Annotated in this window: 12 protein-coding genes; 4 read left to right on the top strand and 8 right to left on the bottom strand. The window is 71.1% G+C overall.

Features of this window, described 5'->3' with window-relative positions; genetic code table 11:
- Positions 1–11: 11 nt before the first annotated feature.
- The 7 genes from ACFVTC_RS26925 to ACFVTC_RS26895 form a co-directional block, all read right to left on the bottom strand.
- Positions 12–1211, bottom strand: coding sequence for a PP2C family protein-serine/threonine phosphatase (locus ACFVTC_RS26925; RefSeq protein WP_390131098.1), 1200 nt, complete (start codon positions 1209–1211; stop codon positions 12–14).
- Between the two features lie 278 nt (positions 1212–1489).
- Positions 1490–4042, bottom strand: coding sequence for a SpoIIE family protein phosphatase (locus ACFVTC_RS26920; protein ID WP_390131097.1), 2553 nt, complete (start codon positions 4040–4042; stop codon positions 1490–1492).
- 220 nt (positions 4043–4262) lie between these two features.
- Complete coding sequence (locus ACFVTC_RS26915; RefSeq protein WP_390131096.1) at positions 4263–5057, bottom strand: citryl-CoA lyase; 795 nt, start codon at positions 5055–5057, stop codon at positions 4263–4265.
- On the bottom strand, positions 5050–6267 hold the full coding sequence (locus tag ACFVTC_RS26910; protein ID WP_390131095.1) for a CaiB/BaiF CoA transferase family protein: 1218 nt from the start codon (positions 6265–6267) through the stop codon (positions 5050–5052). The genes ACFVTC_RS26915 and ACFVTC_RS26910 overlap by 8 nt, the downstream gene beginning before the upstream one ends.
- 3 nt (positions 6268–6270) lie before the next feature.
- Complete coding sequence (locus ACFVTC_RS26905; protein WP_390131094.1) at positions 6271–7746, bottom strand: amidohydrolase family protein; 1476 nt, start codon at positions 7744–7746, stop codon at positions 6271–6273.
- Positions 7743–8267, bottom strand: a complete 525-nt coding sequence (locus ACFVTC_RS26900) for a DoxX family protein (protein ID WP_390131093.1) — start codon at positions 8265–8267, stop codon at positions 7743–7745. The genes ACFVTC_RS26905 and ACFVTC_RS26900 overlap by 4 nt, the downstream gene beginning before the upstream one ends.
- Positions 8264–9145, bottom strand: a complete 882-nt coding sequence (locus ACFVTC_RS26895) for a dioxygenase (protein ID WP_390131092.1) — start codon at positions 9143–9145, stop codon at positions 8264–8266. Before ACFVTC_RS26895 ends, ACFVTC_RS26900 begins: the two co-directional genes overlap by 4 nt.
- A gap of 154 nt (positions 9146–9299) precedes the next feature.
- On the opposite strand from ACFVTC_RS26895, the gene ACFVTC_RS26890 reads away from it, so the two are divergent.
- Both ACFVTC_RS26890 and ACFVTC_RS26885 read left to right on the top strand, forming a co-directional pair.
- Positions 9300–10106, top strand: coding sequence for an IclR family transcriptional regulator C-terminal domain-containing protein (locus ACFVTC_RS26890; protein WP_390131091.1), 807 nt, complete (start codon positions 9300–9302; stop codon positions 10104–10106).
- Between the two features lie 162 nt (positions 10107–10268).
- Positions 10269–11093 (top strand): serine protease, encoded by an 825-nt coding sequence (locus ACFVTC_RS26885; protein WP_390131090.1) that lies wholly within the window; start codon positions 10269–10271, stop codon positions 11091–11093.
- Positions 11094–11174: 81 nt separating this feature from the next.
- On the opposite strand, the gene ACFVTC_RS26880 is transcribed toward ACFVTC_RS26885, so the two are convergent.
- The gene (locus ACFVTC_RS26880; protein ID WP_390131089.1) at positions 11175–12725 is read right to left on the bottom strand and encodes an MFS transporter; all 1551 of its coding nucleotides are present in this window, start codon (positions 12723–12725) and stop codon (positions 11175–11177) included.
- Positions 12726–12781: 56 nt separating this feature from the next.
- On the opposite strand from ACFVTC_RS26880, the gene ACFVTC_RS26875 reads away from it, so the two are divergent.
- Together ACFVTC_RS26875 and ACFVTC_RS26870 are read left to right on the top strand one after the other, a co-directional pair.
- Positions 12782–13306 (top strand): winged helix-turn-helix transcriptional regulator, encoded by a 525-nt coding sequence (locus tag ACFVTC_RS26875; RefSeq protein WP_390131088.1) that lies wholly within the window; start codon positions 12782–12784, stop codon positions 13304–13306.
- 323 nt (positions 13307–13629) lie between these two features.
- Positions 13630–14667 carry an ABC transporter permease gene (locus ACFVTC_RS26870; protein WP_390131087.1) on the top strand — a complete coding sequence of 346 codons (1038 nt, stop codon included), beginning with the start codon at positions 13630–13632 and terminating at the stop codon, positions 14665–14667.
- The last annotated feature ends 171 nt before the right edge of the window (positions 14668–14838 follow it).

Below are 14838 nucleotides of genomic sequence, written 5' to 3'. Positions count from 1 at the left end.
CGTCGGCGGCGTCAGAGGCGGACGACGACCACGACCGTGTCATCGGTGGCGGCGCTCAGCGTGGTCAGCCCTTCCGCCAGGTCCTCGGCATCGTCCTTGTGGTGCCGGGCCAGGTGGTCGGCGAGGCGCTGGAGACCCTGGTCGATGTCCTCGCGGCGGCGCTCGATCAGCCCGTCGCTGTAGAGGACGAGTACGGCGCCGTCGGCGTAGGTGGTCGTGGCCTGCGGACGGGCGCTGTGTTCGGGGCCGGCCCCCAGGGGCGGATCCGTCGCCCGGTCCAGGAACTGCACCGTGCCGTCCGGGTGGGCCAGGGCCGGTGGCGGGTGCCCCGCGCTGCTGTAGGTGATGCGGTGGCCGCCCTCGTCGATGACGGTCTGCACGGCGGTACTGGCGAGGGCGCCGGCGAGGGAACGCGCGTACATGTCCAGACCGTCGAGCGCGGTGGCGGGCCCGTCGACGACGCGCATGGCCGCGCTCAGGGCACTGCGCAGCTGGCCCATGATCCCTGCCGCCGCCAGGCCGTGCCCCACGACGTCACCGACCGCGACGGCAGCGGCCCCGCAGGCGAGCTGTGTCACCTCGTACCAGTCGCCGCAGACGTTCAGGGTGTCCTCGGCGGGCCGATAGCGCACCGCCGCCTGGTGACGGTCGAGCCGCCCGGGCGCGGGCAGCATCGCGTCCTGGAGCGCGAGGGCGACCTGCCTCTCGCGCGCGTTGGCCTGCCGCAGCCGTTCGTTGACCTGCTGCAGCTCACGGGATCGCGCGTACAGCTCGAACTGGGTCCGCAGGCGCCGCTCGTCCGATTCCGGACCGCACGCGCGCACCACGTCGGTGATCTCTTCCAGACGGTGCACGACCAGCACGATGTTTCCCTCGGAGTCCAGGACGGGGGCGTTGATCGGGCTCCAGTAACGTTCCTCGAACACCCCCGGCCGATCCGTCTCCTCCACGTCGTGGCGCATCGGCCCCGCGACGTCCTGGGCGCGGGTCTCCAGCACCCGTCGCATCGACGCGCGGAGATCGTCCGGGCCCTCCGGGTCCTTCGGGAAGACGTCGTACACGTACCGGTCGACCAGTTGGTCCCGCGCGCGGCCGACCAGGTCCTGGTAGGACACGTTCGCGTCAACGATGACAAGATCGGGCGTGAGCACCAGCATCGCGCTGGGTGACACGTCGAAGATGCCCTGGTAATCGATCTCCGGATCCTTCACGGCACATCCCGCACACAGGGGCAAGGGCTCAGGTTTCAGTGCCTCTGCTTCATGCTAGGCGTTCGGCTCACCGAACCGCGAACGACCACTATGACCTTCGAACGGCGACGGACGGCCGCGAACGGCCACGCGCGCGGGGGCTCCGCAGTGCGCCCTCACGGGTGACCGGTCACGGGACACACCCTGGTCACCCCCGTCGGTCACTCCCGTCAGTCACTCCCGTCAGTCACTCCCGTCAGTCACTCCCGTCAGTCACTCCCGTCAGTCACTCCCGTCGGTCACTCCCGTCGGTCGAGGCATACACCGGACCCTCCCGACGGCGAGGCGGGCACCGGTCGGCCCGCCGGTACGGGCGGCGCGCCCCGTGCCGGTGCGTGTGAGGGTACGGAGGCCAGGTCTTCCTCGGCCCAGACGACCTTGCCGCCCGGCACCGAGCGAGAACCCCATCTGCGGGACAGCTGGGCGACCAGGAGGAGGCCGCGGCCGTTCTCGTCCGCGGAGCCCGAGCGGAGCAGGCGCGGTGAGCAGACGCTCGCATCGGTCACTTCACAGGTCAGGACCTGGTGCCGGATCAGACGCAGACCGACCGGGCCGGTGGCGTGGCGAACGGCATTGGTGACCAGCTCACTGACGATCAGCTTCGTGGAATCCTCGAGACCCTCCAGACCCCACGCCGCCAGCTGACGGGCCGCCAGGCGCCGGGCGCCGCCGACGGAACTCTGGTCGCTCGGCAGCGTCCAGGAGGCGACCCGGGCCGGGCTGAGCGAGCGGGTCCTGACGAGGAGCAGGGTGACGTCGTCCGACGGCGCCTCCCCCGTCAGGGTCTCCGTCGCACGGGTGCACAGGTCGTCCAGGGAGCGGCCCGGCTCCGCGAGGGCGGCGCCCAGTCGCCGCATCCCCACGTCGATGTCCTGGTCGCGGGTCTCGACCAGACCGTCCGTGTACAGCGCGAGGACACTCCCCTCGGCCAGTTCCAGCTCCACGGACTCGAAGGGGACCCCCAGCCCGATGCCCAGGGGGGTTCCGGTGGGAAGGTCGGGGAAGGTGACCGTGCCGTCCGGGTCCACGATCACCGGCGGGGGGTGTCCGGCCCGCGCCATGGTGCACCGGCGAGTCACCGGGTCGTAGACGGCATACACACAGGTGGCGCCCATCACCGCGGGCGGCTGGTCCGAGACGTCGGCCTCCTCCTCGGCCAGTCGCTGGACCGTGTCGTCGAGGTGGGCCAGCAGTTCACCGGGAGGCAGCTCCATGTCCGCGAGCGTGTGCACGGCGGTGCGCAGACGGCCCATGTTCGCGGCGGCGTTGATGCCGTGTCCGACGACATCGCCGACAACGAGGGCCACCCGGGCACCGGACAGGGGGATCACATCGAACCAGTCGCCCCCGACGCCGTTCTCGATGTCGGCGGGCAGGTAGCGCGACGCCGTCTCGACCGCCGTGCCGCCCCTCAACCGGTGGGGAAGCAGGGTGCGTTGGAGCGCGAGGGCCGCGGTGTGCTCGCGAGCGTACTGGCGTGCGTTGTCCAGTGACAGCGCGGCGCGGCTGACGAGTTCCTCGGCGAGGAGCAGATCGACGTCCCGGAACGGCCCGGGGTCCTCGGTCCGGATGAACAGCACCACCCCCAGCAGGGCGCGCCGTGCCCGGATGGGTACCACCATCAGGGAGTGCATACCGTTCTCGCGGACCTTCCGCGCCCGTTCCGGGTCCTCCTCGATCCAGGCGCCTGGAGCCCTGCCCAGGCACGGCTCCAGGTGGGACCTCCCGGTGCGCAGGACGTCCATGAAGGGTGAGACGGGTGGCACGCGGACCGGTTCACCGAGCGCCCAGGGGGATTCGGGGATCCCTTGATGGATCGAGGCCAGGCCGGCACGTCGGAACACGAGACGCTCGCCCGTCGAGCCGATGTGGACCGGCGGCCCTTCGCCGAAGGGGACCGACTGCTCCAGGTCGACGGCGACGTAGTCGGCCAGCAGGGGCACGGCGAGGTCGGCGAGCTCCTGGCTGGTCTGCATCACGTCGAGGGTGCGGCCGAGGCGCGTACTGGCCTCGCTGAGGATGGAGAGGCGCTCTCGCGCCCGACGGCTCTCGGTGACGTCGATGCTGATGACGCACACTCCCAGCACCTGGGCGTCGGCGTCCTGGAGACAGAAGATCGAAACGGCGAACGAGTGTTCCTTGCGCGGATCCGACGGAAGCCTCAGCCGGTACTCCTGGACCCTGGTGGTGCCGGTCTTCAGTACCTGCCGCATCATCGTCTCGAGTGTCTCGGCCTGGGCACCGGGCAGCACCTCGGTGAATCGACGCCCGAGCCGTCGGTCGCGGGAGACGCCGTCGTGGCGCTCCATCGTGTCGTCCACCCAGGTGCACCGCAGGTCAGGGTCACGCACGACGACACCGATCGGGGTGCGGGCGAGAAGCGAGTCCCGCACGGACTCGCTCATCGCGCCCCAGGACAGCTTGCCGATGTCGGTCAGTGACACGAGCCAGCGGACTGCCCCGTTCTGCCCCCACAGCATCGAGATCCTCAGGCTGACATCGAGCACGCGGCCGTCGCGGTGACGCACCGCCGTGGTCCCCGACCAGCCGTTCCGGGCACGGCATCGCTCGACGAACGCCGATATCGTGGTCGCCTTCCCGGCGGATGGCAGGACGAGCGTCGCGGACCGGCCCACCACGTCACCGGCGGTGTATCCGACAAGCCGCTCGGCGGCCCGCGTCCATCCCACCACCGTTCCCTGGTCGTCCAGCATCGCGATCGCCGAGTCCGACCTCTCGACCGCGCTCGCCCGCTCGCCTTGCGTCACCATGTCCGTGCTGGTCATCGCCATATTCCTCGGGTAGCCCTGGAGGGCGGCACGGACGCGGGAGGCCGCCGTGCCGACACCGCGGCGGCCAGGGCCACCGGGAGTGGCCGGGCGGAACACCCGCGCTCCATCTCCGCGCTCGTATCCGGACGCGGATGGAGTCGTCGAATCGACTTAATCCGCACCTTTCAGGCAATTGACCAGAAGAGGCTTTCGTCTGTGACAAGTGGTGCGCCTTGGCCGCCTACCCGTCATAGGGCCGCGGCGGAACCGATCGGTTGTTGAGGTCCACGGACAGGAAGATGTCCTTCGCGACCGGATCGCGCAGTTCCTCGGCGAGCTGGCCGATGAGTCCGGCGGTGCGGGCGAGCAGGGCGAAGGCACGCAGGAGCTCCAGGGGCAGGCCGAGATCCGCGAGCGCGGCCCCGCACACCCCGGCACCGTTGAGCGGCAACGTCCTGCCCAGTACCTGGGGATGTACGCGGCCGATGGCGGCGAAGAGGGCCAGGTGCGGGCCGGACATCCCCTCCTCCTGGGCGATCCGGAACAGCCGGGCCGTGCGGGGGTCGCCCTGCTTGTGCACGTGATGTCCCAGCCCCGGAACGAGGCGGCCCGCCTCCCGCGCCGACCGCACCGCGGCCAGCGCGAGCGCGTCCCACTCCGCGTCGTCGTCCGGATGACCGCCCTCCACAGCGGCCAGGACGTCGTGCAGGAACCTGCCGCAGTCCTCGGTGACGCCCAGGAAGCGCGAGCCGCCGCCCAGAAGACCGGCCGCGAGGGCTCCCTGGACGGAGTCCGGAGCGGAGAGGAAGGTCAGCCGCGCCGTGATGGCCGTCGGCGTGAACCCGTGATCGGCGAGTGCGGCGAGCACCGCCTCGAAGACCCGGATCTCGCCCTTGGCCGGCCGGCGCTGCGTCGCGAGCCAGAACGCCAGCTCGCCGAAGCCGACCTCACCCATGACCTCCTCGGCGAGGTCGTGGCCGAGCAGGGTGATCCGGTCCGGGGACGAGGCGCCGAGCGCCGTCGGGTACTCAGGCATCGCCGTTCTCCACCCCTGCGCGCACGTCCTCGCCGCTCTCCACCCCTGCGCGCACGTCCTCGCCGCTCTCCAGCCACTTGCGTACGTCCTCGCCGTGTTCGTCGAGGGCGGGCGGCGGCAACCGGTAGGCGGCCGGTGTCTCGGAGAAGCGGATCGGGTGCCGGGTCGTGGGCACGGCCCGCTCGCCCTCACCGGCCTTCACCACCGGGTCGAGCCCGAAGCGCTCGGCCATCGCGAAGCCGCCGTCGATCGTGTTGATCGGCCCGCACGGCACCCCCGCGGCCACCAGCAGGTCGAACCACTCCACGGCGCCGCGCGTCCCCAGCCGCTCCACCAGGATCGGCCTCAGCTCCTCACGCCGCTCGGTGCGGTCGCCGTTGTGGCGGAAGCGGGGGTCGTCGGCGGTCCCGGGGATGCCGAGCACCTCGCACAGCCTGCGGAACTGTCCGTCGTTGGCGGCGGCGACGATCAGGTCCCGGTCGGCGGTCGGCAACGGCTCGTAGGGGAACACGCTGGGGTGGGCGTTGCCCATCCGGTACGGCACGGTCCCACCTGCGGCGTACGCGGAGCTGTGGTTGACCAGCCCGGTCAGCGCCGAGGACAGCAGGTTCACCTCCACCAGCTGACCGTTTCCGGTGGCGTCGCGGTGACGCAGTGCGGCGAGGATCCCGATGGCCGCGTGGTTTCCGGCCATCACGTCGAACACCGAGATGCCGGCCCGGTACGCGGGCCCCTCGGGGTCGCCGGTGAGACTCATCAGTCCGGAGATCGCCTGCACCATCAGGTCGTACCCGGGAACGTCCCGCCCCGGGCCCGTACCGAATCCACTGATCGAGGCGTAGACCACGCCGGGGTTCACGGTGCTCACCGAGGCGTGGTCCAGACCGTAGCGGGCCAGGCCGCCCGGCTTGAAGTTCTCGATCACCACGTCCGCCCGCCGGGCCAGTTCTCTGGCCAGCCGGGCGTCCCGCGGGTCACGGAAGTCCAGGACGACCGACCGTTTCCCCCGGTTGACGCCCAGGTAGTAGGTCGACACCCCGTCCCGCACGGGTGGCGTCCAGGTTCGGGTGTCGTCCCCCGCCGGACCCTCGACCTTGACCACGTCGGCGCCGAGGTCGGCCAGCAGCATCGTCGCGTACGGACCCGCCAGGATCCGCGAGAAATCCGCCACCAGCAGCCCGTCGAGCGGCCCGCGCACACCGTCGGTCATGGCTTAGGACTCCTCCTGCCGCACGGCGACACCCTCGCCGCGATACGTGCTGTACGTGTACGGGTTCGAGACCGGCTCGGAGCGCGGGATCTCCGGCTCCAGCGCCTCCCGCCACGCCTTCTCGCCCAGCGTCCTGCGGGCGTACTCGACCGTGGCGCCCACGGCCTCGCGCGCCCTGGGCAGGTCGACACCGAGCAGTTCGTGCCGGTACTTCACGACCCTGCCGTCGACGACGACCGTGTCCACGTCGGCCCGCTGGGCCTGGTACACCACATGCCCGTAGGGGTGCAGGAGCGGGAACATGGCCGGGGCGCGGTCGTTCCTGATCAGTACGAGGTCCGCCTTCTTCCCCGGTGTCAGCGAGCCGATCCGGTCGTCGAGGCCCAGGACCCGCGCGCCACCGAGGGTGGCCCACTCGACGACGTCCTGTGCCCGCAGCGTGTGATGGACCACCGTCTCGCCGGCCGCGTGGGCCTCCAGGTGCTCGCGGGCGCGGTCGGCGGAGAGTGTGGCCCGCATCGCGGAGAAGAGGTCGGCGCTGAACCACACGCTGGTGTCCATCGACAGCGACACCGGGATGCCGTGCCGGCGCAGCCGCCAGGTGGGCGGGTACCCCTGCCCGGCGTTCTGCTCGCTCTCCGCCGACACCGACACCCTGCCGCCGGAGGCGGCGATCCGCTGGTAGGAGTCCTCGCTGAGCGTCGCGGAGTGCACATAGGTGACGTCGGGGGTCATGAACCCGTGGTCCCACATCAGGCGGATGCCGTCGTCGCCCGTCGCGCCCCAGACCCCGGCGTGGGTGGTGACCGGCACGCCGAGCTCACGGGCCGCCTCGAACGCGGCCTTCTCCGGGAACGCCGCGTCGCCCGTGACGTCGAACGCCAACTGGAGGCCCAGCATGTCGTCCCGCGCGGAGAAGTGACGGTCCACGAACCTCCGCATCTCCGGGGCCGTCGCCCACTCCCACGGCGCGCCGAGGAGGTTGCCGTAGGCCAGGACGAAGCGGCCCGGCACGGCCCGCAGCGCCTCGACGGCCGCGTCCCCGTGTTCGGGGGTCCGCAGTCCGTGCGACCAGTCCACCGTCGTGGTCACGCCCGCGTCGAGCGCCTCGACGGCCGACAGCAGATTGCCCGCGTGGACGTCCTCTGGGCGGAAGATCTTGCCCCAGTTCAGGTAGTAGAAGACGAAGTACTGGGACAGCGTCCAGTCCGCTCCGAACCCACGCAGCGCCGTCTGCCACATGTGCCGGTGTGTGTCGACCATGCCCGGCATCAGGATGCCGCCGGTGGCGTCCACCACGACCGCGTCCTCGGGTGCCGCCAGCGCGTGCCCGACCCGCTCGATGCGCCCTCCGCGCACCAGGACGTCTCCGCCCTCCAGCAGGCCGATCGCGGGATCCATGGACAGCACGGTGGCGTTGCGGAAGAGAAGGGGACGTCCGGCGGTGAGGTCGTCGGGGTGCGGGGTGTCGATCGTCATGAAGTCACCTCGTTGTGATGCCGTGCCCGGGTGCGCAGCACCCGCGACCGGAGGACGAGAGGTACGGCGGCGGTGGCCGACCCGACCGCGAGCGCGGCGGTTCCCCACCCGGGGCCGTGGAGTGCGTCGAGGCCGACGGCATGGTCGAGGGACCATGCGCCCGGACCGGTGTAGCCGAGGACCGCGGCCGTCGCGCCGTACCAGAACGGCACCTCGCAGCCGCCCTGTTGCGCCCAGAACCCGTTCGGGGCCGTCGCCGCGGCCGCCACCGTCATCGTGCCGACGATGACGGCGCAGCCGCCGGGAGTGAGCAGGCCGGTCGCGAGCGAGGCCGCTCCGGTCAGCTCCGCCAGCCCCGCGAGCAGGACCATGGGCCGGCCGGGTACGAAGCCCCATCGTTCGAAGACGGGGGCCGTTCCGTCGGGGCCGGCCCCGCCGAACCGGCCGAACAGTTTCTGGGCGCCGTGGCCGCACAGGAGTACGGCGAGAAGCAGCCGCAGCAGGAGGAGGCCGAAGTTCACGGCCGCGTCCCCTCCGAGGCCGAGGGCTGCAGCACGAAGTCGAACTCGGCATGCAGGTAGGGCGCGTCGACGGTGCTGCCGTCCGGGGCCGGGCCGGCTGGATGCTCACTGAAGTCCACGACCAGTTCGTCCTTGGTCCCGAACACGACGTCGCTGTCGAGGTAGGGGGAGCCGCTCCGGAACAGGTGGGTGATCAGCCGGTCGTGGCCGGGGTGATCGATGAGGAAGTGGATGTGCGCCGGCCGGTAGTGACTGATGCCGGTCCGGCCGATGAGCGCGCCGACCGGTCCGTCCATCGGGATGGCATAGCCGAGCGGCGCGATGGTGCGCACGCAGTACGTCCCGTCGGACCGCGTCCGGTACTTCGCGCGCAGCCGTGCCTCGTCGACGTCCGCGAGCTGTGACTCGTAGGCGCCGTCCGCGTCGGCCTGCCACACGTCCAGGACGACGTCCGGCAGCGGAGTTCCGTCGAGTCCGAGCACGCGGCCGGTGACGAACAGGGCCGTGCCCTCGACACCGTCGGACATGTCGAAGCCGTACGGGGCCGGCGGCGAGCCGTCGATGTGGAACGGGCCGAGGACCGTGGCGGGCGTCGCGGCCGGTGCGAAGCGGTGGTTGAGCTGCACGACGAGTGTGCTCAGGCCGAGCACGTCGGAGGCGAGGATGAACTCCTGGCGTTTGTCGTCGCTGATCCGCCCGGTCGCCGTGAGCCACTCCACGGCCGCCGTCCACTCGTCCTCGGTGAGCCGGACCTCGCGGGCGAACGCGTGCAGGTGCCGCACCAACGCCGTCGTCAGCTCGGCGAGCCGGGGCGAGTGGGCGGTGGCCCAGCGCTTCTCCGCGAGGTCGGTGAGATTCTCCTCCGTCACGAAGGCCATGGATTCCTCCTTGGTCCGGCCTGCCCGACTTCCAACGGACGACTGTCCGCACAGCGGTCAATGTGCCGCATGGTTGAGAGCGAAACAAGACCTCTGCACCGATCAGGGGATGGCAGATCCGCCGGACCACTGTCCGCTCGGCTAGCCTGGCCCCATGCGCCGAGACGGGAATCCCGAGTTCATCGAGGCCCTTGCCCGAGGGCTGGACGTGTTGCGCTGCTTCCGGCCGGGCAGCGGCTCGATGACCCTCAGTGAGATCGCCGGCGCCACGGGCCTCGCCCGCCCCACGGCCCGGAGGATCCTCATCACCCTGGAGCAGCTCGGCTACGTCCGCTCGCAGGAACGCGGCTTCTCGCTCACGCCCCGGGTGCTCGACCTCGGCACCGCGTACATCGGCTCGATGAACCTCTGGGAACTCGCCCGTCCCCACCTGCGCGATCTGGTCGAACAGACCAACGAGTCCTGCTCGATCGCCCAGCTCGACGGGTCCGACATCGTCTACGTGGCCAGGGTCGCCGTACCGAAACTGGTCACCCTCGGCGTCACCATCGGCACGAGGTTCCCCGCCCTGCAGACCTCGCTCGGCAAGGTTCTGCTGGCCACGCTCTCGCCCGACGAACTCGACAAGTCCCTGGCCGAACCCAGCCGCTCCGGCGTCACCCCGCGCTGGACCCCGGACCGGGACGAGATCCACGCCGTCCTGCGTGATGTGCGGGCCAAGGGGTGGGCGGTCACCGATCAGGACCTCGCACCGGGCATCCGCTCGGTCGCCGCGCCCGTACGCGACGGGAACGGCAGGACCGTCGCGGCCGTGAACGTCAACGCCCACGCCGCCGAGACCTCGGTGGAAACCCTGGTCGATCACCACCTCCCCCTGCTGCTGTGCGCGGCGAGCGCCATCAGCGGCGACTGGGCGACGTGGCAGGCCCGCCCCCTGGACATCCTCGACACCGCGCCCTGAGCCCTGACGCCGCGTTCAGGCGTCACCCGCCGTCCTGTCCGAAAGCGAACGGGACGGACCCCGTCGCGCCTGTCCGCCCACCGACGCCCCGCCCTCTACGATCACCGACCGTCGCCCGATCGGTTCGGGATGTGGTGGACGACTCGGTTCGGGGAGTGGTGGATGACAGGGATCTCCCGCCGGGCGGTGACGGCCGTGCTGGCGTCCTTCGCCCTCCTGATCGGCATGTCGGCGGAGGCGCAAGGGATCGTCAACGGCGATCGGGTGACCTCGCCGGCCAAGTACCCCTGGATGGCGCAGATCCAGATCCTGCGGGACGGACGGCACCAGGGCTCCTGCGCGGGCACCCTGGTGAGCGAGAGGTGGGTCCTCACCGCCGGCCACTGTGTCGAGAGCCAGGACATCAGGGTGGTCCTGGGCACCACCGCGCTCCGGACGGAGACCGACGGTTCGCTCCGGGTGGTGCGCGTCGTCAGGCACCCGCGGTACGGGCGGGCCGGCGGCCCTCTCCGTTATGACGCGGCACTCCTGCGGCTGGACACGCCCGTGAGGTTCGGTCGCACGGTCGCGCCCCTGGCGCTGCCCGCCTCCTCCCGCCTCACGCCGTATCCGGGACCGCTGGTGGTCGCGGGCTGGGGCCACACCCGTGAGGACGGCCCCGCCTCGGAGGCGCTGCTGGAGACGCACCAGACCGAGAGCGGCCGGTGCTTCCGGCAGGGGCTCCTGCGGAAGGTCCACCTGTGCACGCTCATCCGTGGCCACAGGGCCCCCTGCTACGGGGACAGCGGAGCACCCCTGATGCACCGGAACGGCCGGGGCGGGTTCACCCTCGTCGGTGTCACCAGCGGCATCGTCGGTGGTCATCCGTGCGGGGCGGAGGGCCAGGAGAACTACTTCGCCCGGGTCACGGCCCTCGTCGACTGGATCCGCCAGTGGATCCGTCACTCCACCGAGCCGCTTGCGCGACAACACCGGCAACACCGATAACGCCAATAGCACCCACAACGCAGACGGCGCAGACGGCGGCCCGGTCGGCGGTGATCCGGTACACCCGGAACGTCCGTCGGGCTATGCCGCCGCGGGGCGGCGGAGGAACCACACCGTCGGGACGGTCGTCGCGAGGAGCACGATTCCGGCGACGAGCCAGCCCAGATGAAGGGCTTCGCTGAATGCCTGGGGGACGGCGACGGAGATCGCATGGGCCTGCGCGGCCGGGAGGCCGCTCGTCCCGCCGTGGGTGATTCCGGCGACCACGCCGTCGACGCGGTCGGCCGGGATGCCGGACGCGGCCAGCCGGTCGTGCAGGTGCTCCGGAAAGCGGGTGGTGACCAGGGTGCCCAGAACACTGGGACCGAGCACGCTGCCGAGCTGGCGGAACATGTTGACCGACGCGGCCGCCATGCCGGCCTGGAGCGGTGGAACGCTGTTGACGGCCGCGGCGGTCGACGGCGCCACCAGGACGGCCGAGCCCACGCCTGCGACGAACAGGCCGGGCCACATGGCCCCGTACCCGCTGAAGGGTCCGGCCGCCAGGAGTGCGATGGCCCCCGCGCCCATGAGGACGAGGCCGGTGACGAGCGTGGCCGGGATGCCGATTCTGCGCACCAGGCGGCCGGCGAACGCGCTGACGACGATGTAGGTGGCGAACATCGGGAGCAGCTTCACACCCGTCATCAGGGCGCTGTCGTGGGCGACCCGCTCCAGATGGAGGACGGTGAGCAGTGAGATGCCGACGAAGCCGAACATGGTGACGGCGCTGATGCTCATCACCATCGTGAACGAGGCGTTCTTGAACAGCCGCAACTGCAGCATGGGGTCGTCGTTACGGAGTTCGACCCGCACGAAGGCCGCCAGCGAGACGACGAAGACGGCGTACGCGGCGATGATGACGGGCCTGCCGTAGCCCGTGGAGCCACCCTCGATGATCGCGTACGTGGCGGACGCGACGGCGAGGGTGCCGAGCACGACGCCCGCCGGGTCGAACCGGCGCGTCGGGTGCTTGCTCTCGGTCACCAGGAGCGGGGTGAGGATCAGGGCGAGCACGCCGATGACCACGTTGGTGAGGAAGACGGCGTGCCACGACACCCGGTCGAGCAGTACGCCCGCCACCAGGGGGCCGACCGCCAGCCCGAGGCCCGCGCAGCTCGCCCAGGCGCTGATGGCGCCGGTGCGCTCATGCGGGTCGGTGAACGTGTGACTCACGATCGCCAGGCTGGACGGCAGGACGGCCGCCGCCCCGACTCCCATCAGCGCCTGGGCCGCGATGAGCAGGCCCGCGTCGCCCGCCAGGAAGGCGATGACGCTGCCGATCGTGAAAAGCGTGACGCCCGACAGGAGTGTCCGCCGCCGCCCGAGGATGTCGCTCAGCGTGCCCGCCGACAGCACAAGGCTCACCAGGGCGAGGCTGAAAGCACTGCTCACCCAGACCGTGGTGCTCGCGGACAGGCCCAGGGCGTCCTGAAGGGGCGAGAGCGCCGAGATCGTCGAGGAGACGTTGACGAAGGCCATCATCACACCGAGGCAGAGGACCAGAAGGGCCCACCACCTCCGCCCGTTCGGGGTGGCGCTGGAGACAGGGGTCGGAACCGCAGCGATGTTAGGCTGACTAGTGGAAACCATAGCCAGAAGATATCAGGCTGGCTATGCAAATCTGTAGCCAGGGAGGGCGTGAGGCCATGACGGAGTCCAGCGGGGCGCCGGAAGCCGGGGTCGAGCCGGTGATCACCAAGACCGGGCGATTCTCCGACCACGACGAGACCGTGGCCGGCTGGTGCCACATGGAGCACGCCCTGGAACTGGTCGGCACGCGGTCCGCGATGGTCCTCCTGCGCGAGGTCTACTACGGCGCCCGGCGCTTCGACGCGCTCGCCCGGCACACCGGTCTGACCGAAGCCGTCACCGCCCAGCGGCTCAAGCGCCTCGTCGACGCGGGTCTGCTCCAACGGCATCCCTACCGGGAGCCCGGCCAGCGGACCAGGTACGAGTACGTCCTCACCGATCTGGGCCGGTCGCTGTTCCCCGTGTTCGTCGCCCTGATGGAATGGGGAGCGCGTCTCGGCAACGAAGGCGGCGTCGAACTCGTCCACGCCGGCTGCGGAAGCCCGGTCGGTGCCGTGGTGCGGTGCGCGAAGGGCCACGACGTGGGTCTGCCCGACACGGCCGCGCGGTTCGTGTCGGACGGGGAACGCGGGGTTCACTGACTCCGCGTGCCGCATGGTCGGCGCGAGCGACTCCGGCCGACCACGACTACGGAGTGTCCGTCGCGCGGGAACCGCCGGCCCGCGATCCGCTCAGGTCACTCCCGCGCGTCCGCGAGACGGTCCCGCACGCGGGGCCGAGCGGGCCTCCCGGGTCGAGCGGGCCTCCCGAGGGGGCCACCTCCCTCAAGGCCGGGGCGCCCGAAACCGTCGGCCCGCTCCTCACCGGACGGCTCGACGGCACCGGTGGGAAGTCGTCCGCCGGCCTCTTCCACAAGGCTGCCCTCCGGATGCGCGGCCGGGCAGGCCGACCTAGCGTCAACGCCATGGCAGAGCCGGACGCGCGGGGCGACCGCGCCCACGAGGCCCACCGACGGCCTCCGACACGGGCGCAGCGCCGGCAGTCCTTCGCGCGGTCCCCTCTCCTGCCCGCGACGGTGATCGTGCTCCTCGTCTCGGCGGTGGCGGGCGTCTTCGCGTGGTCGTACACCTACGCCTTCGCCAATCCGACCCCGCACCGGGTGCCGACCGCGGTGATCGGCCCGCCGGACGCGGCCCACGGCGCCTTTCTGACCGCTATGGAGACCGCGATGGACGGCTCGTTGGTGGTCCACACGTACCCCGGCTACGCGCAGGCCAGGGAAGCGGCCGAGAGACAGGCGGTCTTCGCGATCTTCGACGTGCGGCAGGAGCCCACGGTCACGGTGGACGTCTCGTCCGCGTCGGGCGCGTCGGTGGCGCAGGTGGTGGAACAAGCGGCGCGGACGGTGGGAAAGCGCCTGGGGAAGGACGTCGTGGTGCGGGACATCAAACCGAACCAGCGGGGCGATCCTCGCGGTCTGGCGATCTTCTACATCTCACTGGCAGCCGTGGTGGTCAGTTTCGTGGGCGCGATCCAGCTCAGTGTGCACGCGAGGGAACTCGGCGCCGGTGCGCGCATCGCGTTCACCATCGCGTACTCCCTGCTGGGGGCGTTCGCCATCGTGGCGGTCGTGGACTGGGGTCTCGGTGCGCTCGAACTGCCTTTCGCCTCGGTCTGGCTGACGCTGGCCCTGACGATGTACGCGGCCAGCGCGGTGTTCCTGATGTTCCTGGTCCTGGTCGGACGGTGGGCCCTCATCCCCACCTGGGGTCTGATGGTGCTGATCGGGAACCCCTCCTCCGGCGGCGCGGTCTCCTGGCCCCTGCTGCCCACGTTCCTGGGCCTGGTCGGCCGTTGGCTGCCGACGGGGGCGGCGATCGGGGCGATCCACACCGAGGTCTACTTCCCCGGATATCTGCACGCCTTCCCGTTCCTGGTCCTCACCGGCTGGGCGCTCGTCTCGACAGTGGTCTTCTGCCTTCTGAGGGACCGTCGGCCCTGAGCGGAGCGAGCAGTCGCTGCGCCCCGCGGATGACCGCCGTCCGCGCGTCGATCGCGAGACAAGGAGTCGTCGAGCCGTTGCGGGTCCGTGGTGTCGACGTCTCGGAGGACTTCGCCTGACCCGCACGGCCCCGGATCCAGACTGCCGAGTACTGCGCAGGTGCTGCTCAGA

Source organism: Streptomyces sp. NPDC057950, assembly GCF_042887295.1.
Lineage (GTDB): Bacteria > Actinomycetota > Actinomycetes > Streptomycetales > Streptomycetaceae > Streptomyces > Streptomyces kaempferi.
Note: the sequence above shows the minus strand (reverse complement) of the source record. Positions and strands in the feature narration are given on the sequence as shown.